The following is an 18,942-nucleotide window of genomic DNA, read 5'->3' on the forward strand; positions in this document are numbered from 1 at the left end:
GGGCGAGGGTGAAGGGCTAGGGGCGAGGGGGCGATGGGCGAAGGGCGGCGGGTTCAGGGGTCAGGTGCTGGGGCGGTTGCCGGTGGGGATGGTTATCGGGGTGTAGGTGGCTGAGGTGCCGTTGTTGAGGAACAGCATGGCCAGGCCGCGGACGAAGCGGTCGAACATGGAGAAGCCGCTCGGGATGATGGGGGACAGGCCCTCGCGGAAGGCCACGTACGCGGGCCAGCCGACCTCGATCACGGCGCGTGAGGCGTAGTCGCGGGGCAGGCGCAGCCAGTCGCCGATGCGGTCGCTGAGCAGGTAGCGGGCGAACTCGCGCTGGAAGCCCCGGGTGACGCCGAGGTCGACCTGCGAGGTGAGGCCGAGCAGGATGTCGGCCAGGTTGATGCCTTCGGGGGTCGGAGCCAGGAGCGGGGTCAGCGCGTACGCCGATTGCTGCTCCGCCGCGGCCCAGGTGGCCGGGATGAAGTCGTCGCGCACGCCCAGCAGGTGCAGCGCCACCTGCCATTGGTGCAGGAAGGCCTCGTCCTCGGCGGCCGAGATCCGCAGGCCCCACGATTTCATCTCGCGCCGGACGAACGTGCCCAGGCTGTGGAAGGTGATCAGGATGTCGCCGTTGCTGATCGGGACGAAGTCGTCGGTGACCGCGCGCCATCCGGGGGACTGGGGCAGCAGATGCCGTACCGCCGCATGGGTCAATCGGGTCTTGTTGGAGGTGACCACGAAGTGGCCGGTCGGCTGGAACGCGTCGACGGCGTTCAGGTCGTATCCGTAGGTGAAGGTCTTGGCCGCCCGGGCCTTCATGTCGGCGCCGCCCTCGGACCAGTAGACGTTGCGGGCCTCGCGCGGGATGACCGTGCTCATGATGCCGCTGCCCAGGCCGTAGAGCAGGAACAGATACATGCTCATCCGCTTGTTGAACTGGGCCGCGCGGGCGAGTTTGGCCTGGTCGGTCCAGGACGGCAGCGTGTTGTGCCGCTGGAGCCAGGCGGTGAGCGGGGCGGGCAGGCCGGCCGGTAAGGCGTCGCCGTTCTCGATCCACGAGTCGAACGCGGTGTTCACCGCCGGGATCTGGCCGTTCTCCAGGAGCGAGGCCACGAGCGGGTCGGTGTCGTCGTCCCAGACGCCCCAGGGGTCGCTGACGGTGTCGGTCGCCGCGATCGAGCCGGCCGACGACCAGGCCCACGCCGTGGACGGGGCCGCCACCCCGGCCAGGCCCAGCGCGGCACCGAGGGTCAGGACGCGTCTCCTGCTGAGATTCTGCATTCGCTTACCTCATTCCAACTAGGGCTCCACCACATGTCACGATCATGCTTCGACGGTCATCAATGTGTGATTTCCCGTTAACATAGCGCCATGTGGTGGAGGGGGCAAGCGTCAGCCGTAGACCTGGCAGGGGACGTCGGCCGCGGCCTCCGGCCGGCTGCCGAGCGCCACCGCGACGGTGACGCGGTTGTTGACCTCGTCCGACTCGGCGATCTCGTCGTCCGGGTCTACCCGCGCGGTCAGGACGTGCGTGCGGTTGTAGTCGCCCGGATCGAGGTCGGCCTGCATGGCGGTGACGGCGGTGCCGTCGCTGATTCCGGAGCTTCCCCGCCCGGTGATCCCGGTCCGGCTGCTCAACCGGAACGGCACCAGGCGCCGGACCGGTGCGACGCCGGCGTTCAGGATGGCCAGATCGACCGCGAGGACGTCGGCGCCGCTGAGCGCGCCGTTCCGTACGACCGAGCAGCGCAGCTTCGCCGTGGACAGCGTGAGGTCGGGGCGAGGCTCCGGAGGGCCGGTGGTGGTCTCGGAGGGTGTCGGTGTCGTGCCCCGGCCGGTGAGCGTGATCCGAGACGCCGGGCCCTTCAGGTTCTGGTGGATCACGAGTTTGGCCGTGCCGTCCTCGGCGCCCGTGTAGGCGATGCGGATCTCGCAGCTCTTCTTGGGCTGCAGGCGCTGACCGGCGCAGCCGCCGTCGTGCTGGAAGAGCCGGGCGCCGGTTCCGGTGAACTCCACCTCGCCGATGGCCAGCGTCTTGCGGCCGGTATTGGTGACGACGACGGGGCCACAGGGACCGGGCCCGCAGGCGAGCTTGGTGGGCGTGACCCGGATGCACAGCGTCCCCTCGCACGTGCCGCCGGTGGCCGGAGGTGAGGTGGTGGGTGTTGTGCCACCGCCGCTGCCGCCGCCTTTACGCGGGCCGGGCACGGGCGGGAAGATGTCGACGCCCGGGCCGGCCGCCACGCTGACGGCACGGCCGCCGCCATAGGTGAGCAGCAGCGCGATGACCGTGATGGCGACCGCGGCGCCGGCCCGCACGTTCAGCCACGGCCCGGCCACGGTGAACAGCGCCGCCACCACAGTGCCGATGACCGCCCCGAGCAGCCGGGTCTCGGCCGAGCCGTCGAAGGCGGCGGCGAGCAGGGCGCCGCAGACGCCGGCGAGGATCTCGAACAGAAGGGCGGCGCCGAAGGGCTGTGCCCGGGCGCCGGGGCTTGCCGCGTCACGGGCGCCGGGCGTAGCGTCTCCCGCGAGCGGTACGGTCGGGTCTTCCTGCCATGAGGTTCGCATCGGTGGGCCGCCGTTCCGTGGCCGGCCGCCGGGTGACGGCCGCGAACGAACAGCGTGCCCAGGCCGCCTTATCGGAGTGCTTATACGCCGGCTACAGGCTGTGCCGCGATGAGCCGCAGACCCTCGGTGACCAGCGGGCGCCAGTCGGACTTCGCGCCGCTCAGCCAGGCCTCGCGAGCGCGGTCATCGCCGAGGACGGCGCTGACCTCAGCCCGGGCCGTGGCGACCCAGCGGTCGAGGAACGGGAACTGGCCGGTGCCGGCCAGGTCGCGCAGGGCGGCTCCGGCACCGAGGAAGCGCGCGGCCGCCAGGTGCCGCCCCCGGTTCGTCAGCAGGAAACCGGTCAGCATGAAGGTCTGCGACAGGCCGAGCACCGCGCCGAGCCGGGCGAAGATCACCAGCGCGCTCCGGAGGGCGACGCCGGCCTGCTCGTGATCGCCGCCGACCCAGTAGGCGCCGCCCCGGAGCAGACAGTTCCAGCCGGCGGCCTCGAGGTCACCGACGGGCGTGAGCGCGGCGTCGGACCGGTGAGTGCAGTCGATCGCGGTCACCCAGTCCTCGCGGGACAGGGACAAGGTAGACCGGAAGATCAGCGCCCAGCCGAGCTCCCAGGCCGCGCCTGACTCCGTGGCCACTGCCTCCGCCTCGGCCAGCAGCCTGTCGGAGCGGTCGAAATCCTCCGCCCACTGCGTGATGAAGCCCTGATAGTTCAGCGCGTGGGACAGGCCGGCCGCGTCACCTGCCGCGCGGCTGAGCGCCTCGGCCTGCGCGCAGGCCTCCGTCGCGCGTTCCGCGTCGCCCTGGAGCACGGCCAGGGTGGTGACACCCATCAGGACCCGGGTGCGGACCGGGGCGGTGAGCTCGCCCGCCGCCAGCGCCCGTTCCAGCCACTGCCGGCCCTCCCGGTACAGCCCGGTCAGGTCCCAGAACGGATAGATCGCCCCGGCCAGCCGGCCGGCCTCCTCGGCCCGGCCGGTCTCCAGGAACCAGGCCAGCGCCGCCCGCAGGTTGTCGTGCTCGGCCGCCAGCCGTTCGAGCCAGGCCGGCTGGTCGGCGCCGCGCAGGCCGTCCGCGGCCTGCTTGGCCAGCGTCTGGAAGTAGGCGCCGTGCCGGGCCCGCAGCGCGTCGACCAGCCCGCGCCGCCGCAGCTCGCGCGCCCCGTAGTCGCGCAGCGTCTCCAGCAGCCGGTAGCGGTACGCGGCCGCCGTGGCCGGCGCCTCGGCCTGCACGAACGACTTGTCGACGAGCCGGTCGAGCACCTGCGACATGTCGACCTCGGACGCGAGGAGCGCGCAGACGGCCTCGGCCGCCTCGAAGGTGAACCCGCCGACGAACACCGCGAGACCGTCGAAGATCGTCTGCTCGGCCTCGGTCAGCAGGTCGTAACTCCAGTCGATCACCGCCCGGAGCGTGCGGTGCCGGTCCTCGCCGCCGCGCTCACCCGCCTCGAGCAGACAGAACCGGTCGGCCAGCCGTTCGGCGACCTGCGCCACGCCGAAGGCGCCCATGCGGGCCGCGGCCAGCTCGATGGCGAGCGGCATGCCGTCGAGTCGCCGGCAGACGTGGGCCACGGCCGGCGCCACCTCCGGGGTCAGCCGGAAGCCGGGCCGGGCCGCGGCGGCACGCTCGGCGAACAAGAGCACGGCGTCGGCCCGCACCAGGCCGGACAGGCGGGACACGTGCTCCCCGGCCACGCGCAGCCGCTCCCGGCTGGTGCAGATCATCCGCAGCCGGGGACAGCCGCGCAGCAGCCGCGTGACGAAGCGGGCCACGTCGTCGGCGAGGTGCTCGCAGTTGTCCAGGATGATCAGAGTCGCTCGTTCCGCAGGGCGGCGACGATCTGATCGAGACGGTCGCGTTCGGGATGTTCGGGGATGCCCAGCACCTGGGCGGTGGTCGGCACGATCAGCCGCGGATCGAGCAGCGGCGAGAGCTCGACCAGCCACACACCGCCCGGGAAGTCGCCGCGCAGGTCGCGGGCCACCTCGGTGGCGAGGCGGCTCTTCCCGGCGCCGCCGGCCCCGACGATCGACACCAGCCGGGCGCTGCTCAGGTGGTGGCTCAGGGTGGCGCGGTCGGCGGCCCGCCCGACGAAGCTGGTCAGCGGGCTCGGCAGGTTGTCCCGGCGGCGCCGCGGGGCGGGCTCGGCGGACAGGGTGGGGTCGTGGCGGAGGATCCGTACGCGCAGGTCCCGCAGCTCGGGGCCGGGGTCGAGGCCGAGCTCGGCCGACAGCAGCGCGCCGATCCGGTCGTACTCGGCGAGCGCCTCGGACTGGCGGCCGGACCGGTAGAGGGCGAGCATGAGCTGCCGGCGGGGCCGCTCGCGCAGGGGCTGCGCGGCGATGACGGCCGGGAGCCGCGCGCAGACGTCGTGGTGGCGGCCCGCGAGCAGGTCGGCGTCGACGGCGTCCTCCGCGGCCCGCGCGCGCAGCTCGGACAGCGTCGCGATCCGGGCCGCGGCGAAGTCGCGGCCGGCGACCTCGGGCAGTGCCTCGCCCCGCCACAGGCCCAGGGCGCGTTCGAGCAGGTCGATGGCCTCGGCCGCCTCTCCCGCGGCCAGCGCCCGGCGCCCGGCCGCGGCGAGCTCCTCGAAGACCTCGGCGTCCACGTTGCCGGGTGCGGCCTGCAGGACGTAGCCGGCGGAGCGCCGGGCCAGCAGCGGGGCCGGCTCGTCCGTACGCAGGAAGCGCCGCACCTCGCTGACGCGAACGTGCAGCATCTCGGCCGCGCTGCGCGGAGGTGACGGGCCCCAGAGGATGTCGATCAGACGGTCGGCCGGCACGACCTGGCGGGGGTGTACCAGCAGGGCGCAGAGCAGGGCCCGGTGCCGCGGGCCGCCCAGCGGCACCTCCCGGTCATGATCGGTCACCCGCAGGGGGCCGAGGACGGAGAAACGCATGACGCCTCCAGCTCACCGCATGCCGGGCGGACAGGAAGTCGGGCGGCGGACAATATTTCGGGCCGATTTCCAGTTCCTTTCTTGACAACGTTGTCATCGGCGGTCGAAGCTGACGATCTTCGATTCTGTCTGCCGTGCACAGTGGAGTCCGTATGAAGTCAGTTCTGCCTCGACGGTGGGTGGCCGTCGCCGGTGTGTTTCTCCTACCGATAGGCCTGGTCGGGATCCCGTCCGTGGCCAGCGCCGCGGTCAAGCCCGGCAACTTCAGCTCCTCGTTCGAAACGGGCGACCAACAGCCCCTGGCCAGCACCGCCGAGGTCGGCGCGGACGGGCAGCCGGTGCAGGGAAACCTGAGCGGCTCGATCCGGACCGGGCTCCCCGGCAGCGTGCTCGGGCAGGTCACCGCGGTGACCGCCAGCGCCGAGAACCCGCCGAACGAGACCGCCGTCAAGCTCAAGGACGGCGACTCGTCGACCAAGTGGCTCGTGTTCAGCACCACCGGCTGGGTCGCCTATCAGCTGTCGGCGCCGGTAACCGTCGTGAAATATTCGCTGACCTCGGCCAACGACGCGCCCGGGCGAGACCCCAAGGACTTCGCCCTGCAGGGGTCGAACGACGGCTCGGAGTGGACCGACGTCGACAAGCGGACCGGTCAGAGCTTCGGCGGCCGGTACGCGACGAACACGTACACCTTCACCAACACCACGCCGTACGCCTACTACCGGCTGAACGTCACCGCGAACTCCGGTGACTCGCTGGTGCAACTGGCCGACTGGGACATCAGCGACGGCTCGAACGTGCTGCCGCCGGCCACCCCGATGGTCAGCGTCGTCGCCGACGGGCCGACCCGCGGGGCCAACATGCTGCCCAAGGCCGGGTTCACCGGTGTGGCGTCGCTGCGGTACTCCGGTGGCGCCCGGGAGGACGGCCGGTCGTACGCCACCAACAAGCTCTTCGACGTGAACATCCCGGTCGGGCCGAAGTCGCGGCTGAGCTACAAGATCTTCCCCGAGCTCACGGGGGAGAACCTGCAGTATCCGTCGACCTTCGCGGCCCTCGACCTGCACTTCACCGACGGCACCTATCTGAGCAAGCGCTCACCGGTGGATCAGCACGGCAACGCGCTGACCGCGGCCGGGCAGGGCGCGGCCAAGGCGCTGTTCACCGACGAGTGGAACGCGGTGCAGTCCGACATCGGCGCCGTCGCCAACGGCAAGACCATCGACCGCATTCTTCTTTCGTACGACAACCCGGGTGCCACGGCCTCGACGAGGTTCCAGGGCTGGCTCGACGACGTCACCGTCACCGGCACGCCGGCGGCGATCGACGGCTCGAAGCTCACCAACTACGTCGACACGCGCCGCGGCACCAACGCGTCCGGCTCCTTCTCGCGCGGCAACAACCTGCCGCTGGCGGCCGTGCCGAACGGGTTCAACTTCCTCACGCCGGTCACGAACGCCACTTCCAATTCCTGGGAGTACGAGTACCAGCGCGCCAACAACGCGGCCAACCTCCCGCTGTTGCAGGGCCTGGCCGTCTCGCACGAGCCCAGCCCGTGGATGGGCGACCGCAACCAGATGTCGATCATGCCGGTGCTCGCGGGTGGCAACACCACCGGGCAGCCGAGCACCCGGGCCGTCCCGTTCAGCCACGACGACGAGATCGCCCGGCCCGACTTCTACAGCGTCAAGCTGCAGAACGGCCTGACCGCGCGGATGGCGCCGGCCGACCACGCCGCGATCATGGACTTCACGTTCCCGGCCGGGCAGACCTCCGGTGCCCTCGTCTTCCACAACGGCACCTTCACGTACGCCGCGGACGGCACCTTCACCGGATGGGTGGACAACGGCAGCGGGCTCTCCGCCGGCCGGAGCCGCATGTTCGTCTACGGCGCCTTCGACCGCGCGCCGATCGGCACCGCGGCCGCGTCCGCCTCGTTCGACCTGGCGGCAGGCTCCACGGTCACCGTGCGTTTCGCGACCTCGTTCCTCTCGGTCGACCAGGCGCACAAGAACCTCGACCTCGAGGCCACCGGCAAGAGCTTCGACCAGATCCGGGCCGCCGCCACCGCCGCGTGGCAGGACCGGCTGGACCGGATCTCGGTGAAGGGCGCGACCGAGACGCAGCTGGTCACGCTCTACTCGAACCTGTACCGGCTCAACCTCTACCCGAACTCGCAGTCGGAGAACACCGGCACCGCGGCCGCGCCGCACTGGCAGTACGCGAGCCCGGTGTCGGCCGCGACCGGCACGTCGACCGCGACCACGACCGGCGCCAAGATCGTGGACGGCCAGATCTACGTCAACAACGGGTTCTGGGACACGTACCGCACGGTGTGGCCGGCGTACACGCTGCTCTACCCGGACATCGCCGGGAAGATCGCCGACGGCTTCGTCCAGCAGTACCGCGACGGGGGCTGGGTCGCCCGGTGGTCGTCGCCCGGCTACGCCGACCTGATGACCGGCACGAGTGCGAACGTGGCGCTCGCCGAGGCGTACGTCAATTATGTCGATCTTCCCGATCCTCTCGCGGCCTACGACTCGGCCGTGAAGGACGCGACGGTGGCCTCGGGCCGCAGCGCGGTGGGGCGCAAGGGCATCGAGACCTCGCTGTTCCTCGGCTACACGCCGACCACGACCGGCGAGTCGGTGTCCTGGGCCCTCGAAGGCTTCATCAACGACTACGGCATCGGCAACATGGCGTACGACCTCTCGCGTGACCCGGCCACCCCGAAAGCGCGACGGGCGCAGCTCGCCGAGGAGTCGACCTACTTCCTCAACCGGGCCCGCAACTACGTCAACATGTTCGACCCCAAGTCGAAGTTCTTCCAGGGCCGCAGCGCCAACGGCACGTTCAACGACAGCAACCCGCTCGACTGGGGTGACGCCTACACCGAGACCAACGGCTGGAACTTCGCCTTCACCGCGCCGCAGGACGGGCAGGGCCTGGCCAACCTGTACGGCGGCCGGGACGCTCTGGAGAAGAAGCTCGACGAGTTCTTCGCGACGCCGGAGAAGGCCGACCACCCGGGCGGCTACGGCGGCATCATCCACGAGATGCTCGAGGCGCGCGCCGTGCGCATGGGCCAGCTCGGCATGAGCAACCAGCCCTCACACCACATTCCCTACATGTACGACTACGTGGGCGCCCCGGCCAAGACCCAGTCCCTGGTCCGCGAGATCCTGCGCCGCCTCTACGTCGGCAGTGAGATCGGCCAGGGCTACCTGGGCGACGAGGACAACGGCGAGATGTCGTCCTGGTACATCCTGAGCTCGCTCGGCCTCTACCCGCTGCAGGTCGGCTCGTCCGGCTGGGCGTTCGGCTCGCCGCAGTTCAGCCAGATGACGGTGCACCGCCCGGGCGGCGACCTCACGGTCAAGGCCTCGAACAACAGCGTCAAGAACGTCTACGTGCAGAGCGTGAAGGTCGACGGCCGCAAGTACACCTCGACCACCGTCGACTCGTCGATCTTCCGGACGGGCAGCACCATCGAGTTCGTGATGGGCCCGAACCCGTCGTCGTGGGGCTCGGCGGCCAAGGACGCGCCGCCGTCGCTGACCGAGGGCACCGAGGCGCCGAAGCCGTTGCAGGACACCACCGGCCCCGGCCTCGGCACCACGAACGCGACCCAGCTGTTCGACGACTCGTCGGGCACGCAGCTGACCTTCGACTCGGCGACGCCCACTGTCACGTGGGCCTATCGGGGCGGCAAGCAGACGCCTACCTACTACACGCTCACCTCGGGTGCGGTGGCCGGCGACCCGGCGGACTGGAAGCTGCAGGGGTCGAAGGACGGGATCACCTGGACGACTGTCGACTCCCGTAAGGGCGAGGTCTTCCCGTGGCGTAACCAGACGCGGCCGTTCGCCATCTCCAAGCCGGGCAGTTTCTCGCAGTTCCGCTTGGTCGTCGGGGCTTCTTCTGCTGAGAAGACGACCCTCGCGGAGATCGAGCTGCTTGCGGGCGGCGACGTCGAGCTCGGCGGTGGCGCGGTCACGGTGGACGGCGTCTCGACGGTGCCGGCCACGTCCGGGACCGCGGTGTCGGTGCCGCTGGCGACCGTCACCGGCGGCACGGCGAGCGGCTACAAGGCGACGATCGACTGGGGTGACGGCACGCCGGTCACCGCCGGGACGACGGCGCTGAGCTCGCGGGCGGTGTACAGCGTGAGCGGTTCGCACACGTACGCCGAGCCGGGCTACTACCAGGCCTCGGTCACGGTGACGGACGGCGTCAGCCAGGGCTCGGCCACGGTCGGGATCGATGTGGCGTACGCGCCGGCGGGCGGCCTGGTCCGCGCGTTCGACAACGTCTGCATCGGCGAGGACGGGGTGCGGGCGGCCAACTGCGACGCCAAGAACTGGGCGTACTCGGCGACGGCGCTGGCCGCGGCCGGCGTGACCAAGGGCAAGCCGGTCACGGTGCCCGGGACGGCGCTGCACTTCACGCTGCCGGCGACACCGGCCGGTCAGCCCGACAACGCCACCGGCAACGGCAAGACGATCACGCTCAGCCTGCCCGCCGACGCCAAGAGCATCTCGTTCATCGGCGCCGGCACCCAGGGCAACCAGAGCACGACCGGCGTTTTTAAATTCGCCGACGGCAGCACGGCGAATGTTCCGATCCAGATGAGCGACTGGACCCTCGGGGGCAACCCCAACGGCACTCCGTCGTACGGCAATGTGATCGTGGCCAAGTCGGGCTATCGCCTGCTGGGCACGAGCCGGGACAACGCGCAGCCGTTCCTGTTCGCCACCGCGCCCTACCAGATTGCGGCCGGCAAGACGCTCGTCTCGGTGACCCTTCCGACGCAGACCGGCGATCCCGGCTCGGCGGGACGGATCCACGTGTTCGCGGTGGCCGACGACGGCACGCCGGCGCCGGCCCTGGAACTGACGGCCCCGGCCAACCAGACGGCCACGGCCGGCCAGTCGCTGACGGCCCAGCTGGGCACGACGACCGGCACCAACGCCCGCGTCCAGTGGGGCGACGGCACGGCGCCGGCGGACGCCACGGTCACGGCCGGGACGATCGGCGGTTCCCACACGTACGCCCAGGCGGGCACCTACACGGTGCACGTCACGGCGTGGGACGCGCTGTCGAGCAAAACGGCCACGTTCACGGTGACCGTGGCCGCGTCGCTGAAAGCCACGGCCACGACGGTCAAGCCGGCCGCCAAGTCGGCCGCCCCGGCCACCACCCCGGAGGCGTCCCTGTCGGTCACGTCGGGCCCACGAGGCACGGCGATCACGGTCGACGGCGCGGGCTTCGCCCCGAACGAGACCGTCACCGGCACCTTCGGCGACGGCCTGACCACCACAACCCTGAAGGCCAACGCCGACGGCATCGTCTCCGGCGAAACCGTCAGCGTCCCCGGAGGGGCCAGCCCCGGCACCACCGCCATCACCCTGACCGGCACCGACTCGTCGGCCAAGGTCGAGATTCCCTTCACCGTCACCAAGTGACGTGACCGCTGGTGGGCCGACCGCAACCGCGGCCGGCCCACCAGCTCGTAGGATCAGACATTGTGGGATACCGGCCGATGGCCGAGCACCTGGCCGCCCAACTCGATCTCGCGCCGCCGGAGTGGTCCCGATCGCGAACCCTGGCCACCCCCTGGTTCCCGTCCTCACTCCCCTCCAAGCGGATGGAGGCGCTGGTCTGGGCGCCGGCCGCTTTCCGTAAGCACGGCGTCTACCTCTCCGCCCGCGACTTGGAGGCGGCATGAGTTGCCCTGTGTCAACCCGTCACGATTTGATCTTGGTTGAGGAGTTGTTGGAGGGCTCGGTGCCGGTTGGGTTCGTAGCGGGTGTTGGTGGTCCAGCACTTCCAGATGATGTCGAGCCAGGCTTTGGCGAGGATGCGAACGGCGTGGGGGTGGTCGAGGCCGCGTCCGCGGGCGCGGTTGTAGAGCTCGGCGGCCCAGGGGTTGGCGCGGCGGCTGTCGCCGGCGAAGTCGCAGACGGCGTCGCGCAGTTGTTTGTCGACGGCCCAGCGGAACGCGACGATACGAACTTTGCCGGATTGGCGGGTCGAGGGGGCGACGCCGGCGAGGCAGGCCAGCGAGGCCGCGGTGGGGAATCTGCCGCGGGCGTCGCCGATCTCGGCGAGCAGCCGGGCGGCGCGGATCGTTCCCGAGCGGGGCAGGCTGGTGAAGATCTGCCGGTCGGGGTGCAGGGCGAGGGCTTCGGTGATCTGTTGCGCCAGAACCTCGATCTGGGCGGTGATCGTTTGCAGGGTGGCCAGGTAGGCGTGGGTGATGCCGGCCAGGGCCCGGCCGTGATCGCCGGCGGCGCCCGCCGGTGCTGCGGTGATGCGCTGGTGCAGCACGGCGGGATCGACACGTCCGCAGTAGCCGACGTTGGACAGCCAGGCAGTCAGGCGTTTGGGCGAGAGCCAGTCGAGGGCGTCCTGGGTGTCGAAGCGGGTCACGAACCGCAAGCTGATCGCGGAATCGAGGTCGCGGAACAGGTCGATGACTGCGGGCAGCGCGTTTTGCAGATGCGCGCGCAGCTGGTTGGTCACGGCGATGCGGTGGGCGACGAGGTCTTTGCGGGCCCGGACCAGTTTCCGCAGCGTCGTGGTGGCCGGGCTGTCGAGCAGCAGCGGAGTCAGCCGCCGCTGGTCGGTGCGCACGGTGTCGGCCAGGACGAACGCGTCGAACCGGTCGTCTTTGTTGCCGGCCGAGCCGTAACGCTGCCGCAAGGCTTTGACCTGCGACGGCGGTATCACATAGATGATGCGGCCGGCGGCCAGCAGAGCGTCGATGACCGGTCCGTCACCACGCTCGATGCCGATCGTGTTTACATCATGGCGGTCCAGGACCGCGTTGAGCCGGGCCAGGCCGGTCTTGTTGTGGGCCACGGTGAAGCGTTCGACCGGCTCACCGTCACTGTCGATGATGCAGACGGCGTGGTTGTCCTTCGCCCAGTCGACGCCGGCGGTGACCGCTCGCGCCGTGCCCGGGGTGTCCTGCACACTCATTATTGCCTCTCCGCTGCGCAACCAGTGGGGAAGCACCTGGCGGTTCCGGGACACCACAGCCGGTTGCTCATTGAGCGGCGTTCGCACACGCATAGCCCTGTGGCCGATCGGGGCGTCCCGGGCCGCCGGGCCTCGCAGAACTCATGCTGGATCTCGAAGATCGAGCGAGCGGGGCGATGGCCCGACGGTCACCGGTGCACTCGAACCAACATCAGCTCGAGTGAGACAAGGGTGCACCAATGAGCGCCGACGGCCTGCTGGGCCGCACGGAACTCGAGCGCGCCGTTGCCGCCCAGGTCCCACGCCATGCTTGAGGACTTGTTCCCCGCCGGCGAGAACACCGGCGACTCCGCGTAGCCGCTTCTATGAGCGCAGGTAGCTCAGGACGGCCAGGACTCGGCGGTGGTCGGTTCGGGCCTGGGGAAGGTCGAGCTTGGTGAAGATGGCGGTCACGTGTTTTTCGACGCTTCGCTCGACCAGGTGCAGGTGTTCGGCTATGGCCACGTTGGAGCGGCCCTCGGCCAGTAAGGCCAGGATCTCGCGTTCCCGGCCGGACAGACGGGCCAGGCCCGCGTCCACGGCGGGGGTGGCCAGGAGCTGGCGGACCACCTCGGGGTCGAGGGCGGTGCCGCCGTCGGCCACGCGGCGCAGGGCGCCGATGAAGTCGCTGGTGCTGACGATGCGGTCTTTCAGCAGGTAGCCCACGTGGCCCGCGTTCTCCGAGAGCAGGCGGCGGGCGTAACCCGTCTCGACCCATTGGGAGAAGACCAAAACCCCGATTCGGGGGTACGAGGACCTGATCGTCAACGCCGCCCGCAAACCCTCGTCGGTGTGGGTGGGTGGCATGCGCACGTCGACCACGGCGGCGTCCGGCGGGTCGGTGGCGACGGCCTTGAGCAGCGCCTCGGCGTCCGGTACGGCGGCGGTCACCTCGATGTCGTGCTCGGCCAGCAGCAGTGCGATGCCGTCGCGGAGCAGAGGGTTGTCCTCGGCGATCATCACGCGCACGTCAGGCTCCTTCGGGGACGGTCATGGTCACGGTTGTCGGGCCGCCGTCGGGGGAGTCGACGGTCAGGTCGCCGTCGAGGGCCGCCGCCCGGCGCGACAAGCCCGCGAGCCCGGTGCCGGTGCCACCCGCGGCCGCGCCGCCTTGACCGTTGTCGGTCACGGTCAGGCGGAGACGGCTGCCCTCGGGGCGCAGGTCGACCCGGGCCCGCGTGGCGTTCGCGTGGCGGGCGATGTTGGTCAGCAGCTCGGCCACGGCGAAGTAGAGGGCCGAGGCGGTGGCGTCGGGTGGGCGGGCGGTCAGGGACACGCTCACCTCGGCCGGGACGGCGCTGCGGGCGGCCAGCGTGGCCAGGGCCACCTCCAGGCCGTCGTCGAGGGCGGGTGGGTGCATGCCGCGGACGATGTCGCGGAGCTCGGCCAGCGCCTCGGTGACCGTGTCACGGGCGTCGGCGGCCAGCTTGCGGACCGGGTCCTCGGTGCTGCGGGACTCTATGCGGGACAGGGTCAGGCCCAGCGCCACCAGGCGGGCCTGGGTGCCGTCGTGCAGGTCGCGTTCGACACGGCGCAGCAGGGCGGCGGCGTCGGACCGCAGGGCGGCCCGGCCGGCTTCGAGGGCGGCGATGCGTTGCTGGGCCCGGCTCGGGTGGAGCAGACCCCGTACGAGGAAACGGTCTATCAGCACCATCAACCGCAACCACCAGGGCGTGGCCAGAAGCAGGGCCAGGCCCTGCAGCGCCACCCACCAGGTGCCGGCCCAGGTGTCGCTGTCGGCGAAGCGGAAACCGTCGGGGACCAGGAGCCACCACAGTGGATAGGTGATGCCGAGCGGGGCGACCACCACGCAGATCAGGCCCGGATAGGCGCCGGCGACCATGACCGGCCAGTGGGCGAAGCAGTAGGCCAGGGCACGCCACGCCGTCGGGTCGCCGGGCAGGGACCGGACGCGGACCCAGAGGGTCCGGCCGGCCATCGGCGGCGGGTCGTCCCACTCCCAGCCGAGCATCGCGCGGGCCGGGCCCCGGAAGTAGCGGGGGAGGAGCCGGGCCAGCGCCAGCACCCCGACCAGCAGGGGCAGGCCGATGGTCAGCACCGACGCCGCGGCGGCGACGATGCCGACCAGGGCGAGCGCGAACGGCAGCAGCCCCACGAACACGCCGGTGACCAGATAGACCAGCTCGCGCCAGGCGCGACCGGTCGCCCAGGCCGTCAGCGCGGCCACGATGGCCCGGCCCAGGACCGGTGGGGGCGCGGCGGTCAGGAGACCACCTCGATGGGTGGGCGGCGCATGGCCAGGGCGGCCGGCAGGGCGGTGCCGGCCAGCACCAGGGCGGCCGTGGCCAGGACGCCGGTGAGCAGCCAGGTCGCGGGCATCCACGGGGTCCAGGTGCCGAGGGCGGTGTGCAGCAACGGCACCGTCGTCGTGGCGGCCACCGCGGCGCCGACCACCAATGCTGTTCCGGTCACGAGCAGAGCCTCGCAGATGACGACCCGGAGCGCGCGCCCCCTCGTCGCGCCGGCCAGCCGGGTGACGGCCAGGTCGCGGCGCCGGGCCAGCACGACGGTCACCAAGGTGTTGACGGCGGCCACGGCCGCGAAGGCGACGTAGACGGCCGTGCCCGTGTACTCCAGCCAGCGGTCCGCGGCCGGTGGCGCCGTACCGGTCTCGTGCTCGGTGGTCTGCAGGACGATCACCTTGACCGCGGTGAACGCGATGGCCAGGGTCAGCGGCACCAATGCGCCGGAGAGCGCTTTCGCCCGTACACCAATGATGTCTCCCGCCATGCGGCCCGTGTCGCCGAACAACCGTCCCGCCAGCGCGGCGACCTTCAGAAGGGCCGGGCCGAGCAGGCCGGCGCCGACGCAGAGCGCGAGCATGACGAACAGGCCGAGGGCGTCGGTGGTCTCCGCATCGAGATCGGCGATCGCCACCGACAGCACAACCCCGGACAGGACCAGGACAAGGCCGGTGGTGGTACGCGCGGGGCCGATCCGCCGCCGCGGAGCGCTCGACTCGGCCAGGGCCATCGAGGGCCGTACCCGGGACGGACGGATCGCGGCGATCAGCGCGCCCGCCAGCGACGTGCCGACCGTGACGGCCAGCGCGATCGGAAGCGTGCCCGGGTGCGGGTGGAAGGTCACCCCGGCCGGCGCGAGACCGTGCGCGACGACGCCGTCGATCCAGGCGCGGCCGCCCACGCCACCCAGCGGCACACCGAGCAGGGTGGCCGGCACCGCGACGATGGCCGCCTGCGCGGCCACCGCCCGGCGCACCCGGCCCGGGGTGGCGCCGATCGCCCGGACCAGCGCGATGTCCCGGGCCTGCTGGGCGATGGTCGCGCTCATCGTCACACCCACGATGATGATCGACAGATAGATGGCGACCATGAGGAAGACGATCCCGGCGTCCTCGACGGCGGTGCCGATGCCGAGCCCGGCCGTGACCAGCGCCGCCGCCAGCATCTGGGTGGAGAACGGGCCGAGGAACGACCAGGGGTTGCGCCGCAGCGCCTGCCGGATCACGCCGCCACCTCCCGCAACCGGCCGGCGATCGCGGCCGCGTCCGGCGTCGCCGTATCGGTGGTCACCGAGCCCTCCCGCAGCAGCACGAGGCGGTCGCTCCAGGCCGCGGCCCCCGGATCGTGGGTCACCATCACCACGGTCACCCCGTCGCGGTCGACCGCGCGCCGCAACAGGCCGAGGATCTGGCCGCCGGTGGCCGGGTCGAGCGCCCCCGTGGGCTCGTCCGCGAAGATCACCGACGGGCCGGTGATCAGCGCCCGCGCGATCGCCACCCGCTGGCGCTGCCCGCCGGAGAGCTCACCGACCGGCCGCTTCTCGGTACCCGGCAGACCGACCGCGGCCAGCACGTCGCCGACCCCGTGCCGCCGGGGACCGCCGAGCCGCCCGGGTAGCCGCAGGTTCTGGGCCACGGTCAGCTCGGACAGCAGGTTGTAGGACTGGAAGACGAAGCCCACCCGGTCGCGCCGCCAGCGGGTGAGCGGGCCCTCCCGCATCCTCTCGATCTGCCGCCCGGCCAGCCGCACCGACCCTGAGCTGGGCCGGTCCAGGGCGGCCGCGCAGTGCAGCAGTGTGCTCTTGCCGGAGCCGGTCGCGCCCATCACGGCGACGAACTCCCCGGTCCGTACGCTCAATGACACGTTCCGCAGGGCGACGATCCCGCGCGGAAAAGCGCGGGCCACGTTCTCGAGTGCCAAGACGTTCTCCATGCCGTCGAGCCTCGTCGCCGGGCCGGTGCCGGGGCATCCGTGCTGGCACTGGTCCGCTGGTGCGGCTAACCGGGTAGAGTTTGCGGCTTGCTGCGCTTGGCGCGGAGGTGCCGTGATGAGGACGGGAGCCGCCCGCGGCTTCGTGGGCCACTTCCACGAGGCCGGCTTCTACGCCTCCGACGCCGAGTTCCTCCAGCTGATGGTGCCCTTCGTCGAGGAGGGGCTGGCCGCCGGCGAGCCGGTCGTCATCGGGTACGACGAGCGGAAATCCGACCTGCTGCGATCGCGGCTGAGCGCACCGTCGGCCGTGGAGTCCATCACCGGCCCGGGCCTGTACGCGACGCCGGCCCGGGCGATCGCCACATATCGCCGGTTGTTCGAGTTCTACATGACCCTGGGCGCCGAGCAGATCCGGGTCGCCGGGGAGTTGCCGCATCCGGGCAACGGGGGGCAGTACGAGGGCTGGGACCGTTACGAGAGCGCTGTCAACAAGGTGTGGCAGGACTTCCCGGTGTGGGGCCGCTGCCTGTACGACACCACCACGACCCCGGCGACCGTGCTCGACGTCGTCGAGCGCACACACCCGCGTCTGATCACCCCGGCCGGGCACCGCCGGGTCAGCGAACGCTTCCAGGAGCCGGCGGAGTTCGACAGGTTGCCGGCCCCACCCGAACCGCTCGAGGCGGGCCCGCCGCTGACCGAGCTGATCGACTGCACCCCGGCCGAGGCCCGCCGCGCCCTCATCCGGATCGGGCGCGGCCGGGTCGCCGACAAGACGCTGAAGGATCTGACCCACGGCATCTCGGAGGCGGTCACCAACGCCGTCTGCCACGGCACACCGCCGGTGACGACCCGGATCTGGGCCACCTGGCACCGGGTCGTGGTCAGCGTCCACGACCGCGGCCCCGGGCCCACCGACCCGCTGGCCGGCCTCGTCCCGGCGACCCCGGACGCCATGCTGCCCGGATGGGGCCTCTGGCTCATTCACCAGCTCGACATCGACACCACCCTCATCCGCTCCGGCGACGGTTTCACCGTCCGGCTGAGAGGCTGAGACGAACCGCGATCACGACGATCGGGATCAGCGTCAGGTGGCAGAGAGCCAACGCCACCGTGCTGACCGTGTCGAAGTCGGCGGGCAAGGTCATCAAGGGGATGGTGCCGAGCGCCAGCAGCGGGCCCAGGACCAGCGCGGTGCGGGCGGCCCAGGGGCCGAGCAGGGCCACCGCGGTCAGGCCGGCCAGCAGTGGGACCGCGCTGAAACCGGCGACGGTGACCGCGTCCACCTCGGCCGGCTCGCCCGACGTGGTGAAGCGGAAGGTGCCACCGGCGGCGCGGCCCACCGCGTACACCAGAAGGTTGACCGCGACCGCGGCGACCACGCCGAGAAGGACGATCCTAGGCATCGGCCTTCGCCTTCAAGAAGGCCTCGATACGGTCGAACGCCCCGGCCCACACCTCGCCGGTGAAGAAGTCGCGGACCTCGGGCACGGGGAAGCCGCTCTGCACGACGGTCATCAGCGTGCCGCCGTCGCGCGCCTCGAAGGTGATCTCGATGCGGGTGGTCATCGTGGTGCCGTCCGGGCTGGAGCCGGTCGAATCGGTGACCAGCCGGTGCGGCCGGTCGATCTCGACGAAGGTCTGTGTCTCGCGGAACAGCGCGTCCGGGCTGGGACCCCACACCGCGGTCTGCCGGCCGCCGACCCGCAGGTCCACTTCGATCTCCACGATGCCGGGCTGCTCGTCCAGGATGGTGAACCAGATCTTCTGCTTCTCGGCGTCGGTGTACGCGTCGAAGACCTCCTCGGGCGTCGCCGGCAGCTGTCGCGTCACTCGCATGTCAAGCGTCATGATCGGATTCCTCGCCTTTCCGCAGCGTGAAGTAGACGTCCAGCCCGTCCAGACGACGAGCCCAGAGGCGCTGGTAGAAGCTGATCCAGCTCATCGCCTCGTCCAGCGGCGCCGGCGCGAGCCGGCACTGCCGGGCCCGCCCGACCTTCTCGGTGACGATGAGCCCGGCCTCCTCGAGCACCCGAAGGTGCTTCTTCATCCCGGTCAGACTCATCTCGGCCGGCGCGGCCAACTGCCCGACGGTCGCCGGCCCTTCCCCGAGCCGAACAAGAACGGCACGGCGAACCGGATCGGCCAGGCACGAGAAGACGCGATCGAGGACCGCTTGCTGAACCATACGGTTCACCATATGACACTGAACCACAAGGTTCAACGTCTGAGAGTGGACCGCTTATGTAACCCAAAGCAGTCGAG

Annotated in this window: 15 protein-coding genes; 3 read left to right on the forward strand and 12 right to left on the reverse strand. The window is 71.2% G+C overall.

Annotated features, from left to right (window positions below; genetic code table 11):
• Positions 1 to 60 precede the first annotated feature (60 nt).
• From CRP55_RS48935 to CRP55_RS48950, 4 genes are all read right to left on the reverse strand, one after another.
• Positions 61 to 1,269, reverse strand: a complete 1,209-nt coding sequence (locus CRP55_RS48935) for an oxygenase MpaB family protein (protein WP_097328972.1) — start codon at positions 1,267 to 1,269, stop codon at positions 61 to 63.
• Positions 1,270 to 1,380: 111 nt separating this feature from the next.
• Positions 1,381 to 2,559, reverse strand: coding sequence for a hypothetical protein (locus CRP55_RS48940; RefSeq protein ID WP_097328973.1), 1,179 nt, complete (start codon positions 2,557 to 2,559; stop codon positions 1,381 to 1,383).
• A gap of 80 nt (positions 2,560 to 2,639) precedes the next feature.
• The gene (locus CRP55_RS48945) at positions 2,640 to 4,331 is read right to left on the reverse strand and encodes an ATP-binding protein (protein WP_097328974.1); all 1,692 of its coding nucleotides are present in this window, start codon (positions 4,329 to 4,331) and stop codon (positions 2,640 to 2,642) included.
• 35 nt (positions 4,332 to 4,366) lie between these two features.
• Positions 4,367 to 5,458: an AfsR/SARP family transcriptional regulator gene (locus CRP55_RS48950; protein ID WP_097328975.1), complete on the reverse strand. Its 1,092-nt coding sequence runs from the start codon at positions 5,456 to 5,458 to the stop codon at positions 4,367 to 4,369.
• Between the two features lie 152 nt (positions 5,459 to 5,610).
• On the opposite strand from CRP55_RS48950, the gene CRP55_RS48955 reads away from it, so the two are divergent.
• Together CRP55_RS48955 and CRP55_RS48960 are read left to right on the forward strand one after the other, a co-directional pair.
• The gene (locus CRP55_RS48955; RefSeq protein WP_097328976.1) at positions 5,611 to 10,923 is read left to right on the forward strand and encodes a GH92 family glycosyl hydrolase; all 5,313 of its coding nucleotides are present in this window, start codon (positions 5,611 to 5,613) and stop codon (positions 10,921 to 10,923) included.
• 62 nt (positions 10,924 to 10,985) lie between these two features.
• Entirely contained in the window at positions 10,986 to 11,186 is a 201-nt protein-coding gene (locus tag CRP55_RS48960) for a hypothetical protein (RefSeq protein WP_143235500.1), read from the forward strand.
• Between the two features lie 11 nt (positions 11,187 to 11,197).
• Here CRP55_RS48960 and CRP55_RS48965 read toward each other — a convergent pair whose 3' ends face one another.
• The 5 genes from CRP55_RS48965 to CRP55_RS48985 form a co-directional block, all read right to left on the reverse strand.
• Entirely contained in the window at positions 11,198 to 12,442 is a 1,245-nt protein-coding gene (locus CRP55_RS48965; RefSeq protein ID WP_097328978.1) for an IS110 family RNA-guided transposase, read from the reverse strand.
• Positions 12,443 to 12,805: 363 nt separating this feature from the next.
• Positions 12,806 to 13,441, reverse strand: coding sequence for a response regulator transcription factor (locus CRP55_RS48970; RefSeq protein WP_097329009.1), 636 nt, complete (start codon positions 13,439 to 13,441; stop codon positions 12,806 to 12,808).
• A 10-nt stretch (positions 13,442 to 13,451) separates the two neighbouring features.
• Complete coding sequence (locus CRP55_RS48975) at positions 13,452 to 14,669, reverse strand: sensor histidine kinase (protein ID WP_097328979.1); 1,218 nt, start codon at positions 14,667 to 14,669, stop codon at positions 13,452 to 13,454.
• A gap of 35 nt (positions 14,670 to 14,704) precedes the next feature.
• Positions 14,705 to 15,970 carry an FtsX-like permease family protein gene (locus tag CRP55_RS48980; protein ID WP_097328980.1) on the reverse strand — a complete coding sequence of 422 codons (1,266 nt, stop codon included), beginning with the start codon at positions 15,968 to 15,970 and terminating at the stop codon, positions 14,705 to 14,707.
• Positions 15,967 to 16,677 carry an ABC transporter ATP-binding protein gene (locus tag CRP55_RS48985; protein WP_097328981.1) on the reverse strand — a complete coding sequence of 237 codons (711 nt, stop codon included), beginning with the start codon at positions 16,675 to 16,677 and terminating at the stop codon, positions 15,967 to 15,969. Before CRP55_RS48985 ends, CRP55_RS48980 begins: the two co-directional genes overlap by 4 nt.
• A gap of 115 nt (positions 16,678 to 16,792) precedes the next feature.
• Here CRP55_RS48985 and CRP55_RS48990 point away from each other — a divergent pair, with 115 nt between their 5' ends.
• Complete coding sequence (locus CRP55_RS48990; protein ID WP_179855685.1) at positions 16,793 to 17,731, forward strand: anti-sigma factor RsbA family regulatory protein; 939 nt, start codon at positions 16,793 to 16,795, stop codon at positions 17,729 to 17,731.
• On the opposite strand, the gene CRP55_RS48995 is transcribed toward CRP55_RS48990, so the two are convergent.
• Genes CRP55_RS48995 through CRP55_RS49005 form a run of 3 tightly spaced genes read right to left on the reverse strand, consistent with a single transcriptional unit; the run spans position 17,709 to position 18,865 of the window.
• Positions 17,709 to 18,083, reverse strand: coding sequence for a DUF6069 family protein (locus tag CRP55_RS48995; protein WP_097328983.1), 375 nt, complete (start codon positions 18,081 to 18,083; stop codon positions 17,709 to 17,711). The genes CRP55_RS48990 and CRP55_RS48995 overlap by 23 nt on opposite strands.
• Positions 18,076 to 18,528 (reverse strand): SRPBCC family protein, encoded by a 453-nt coding sequence (locus CRP55_RS49000; RefSeq protein WP_097328984.1) that lies wholly within the window; start codon positions 18,526 to 18,528, stop codon positions 18,076 to 18,078. Before CRP55_RS49000 ends, CRP55_RS48995 begins: the two co-directional genes overlap by 8 nt.
• Positions 18,518 to 18,865 carry an ArsR/SmtB family transcription factor gene (locus CRP55_RS49005; RefSeq protein WP_097328985.1) on the reverse strand — a complete coding sequence of 116 codons (348 nt, stop codon included), beginning with the start codon at positions 18,863 to 18,865 and terminating at the stop codon, positions 18,518 to 18,520. The genes CRP55_RS49000 and CRP55_RS49005 overlap by 11 nt, the downstream gene beginning before the upstream one ends.
• Positions 18,866 to 18,942: the final 77 nt, after the last annotated feature.

The organism is Paractinoplanes atraurantiacus, from assembly GCF_900215205.1.
Classification (GTDB): Bacteria; Actinomycetota; Actinomycetes; order Mycobacteriales; family Micromonosporaceae; genus Actinoplanes; species Actinoplanes atraurantiacus.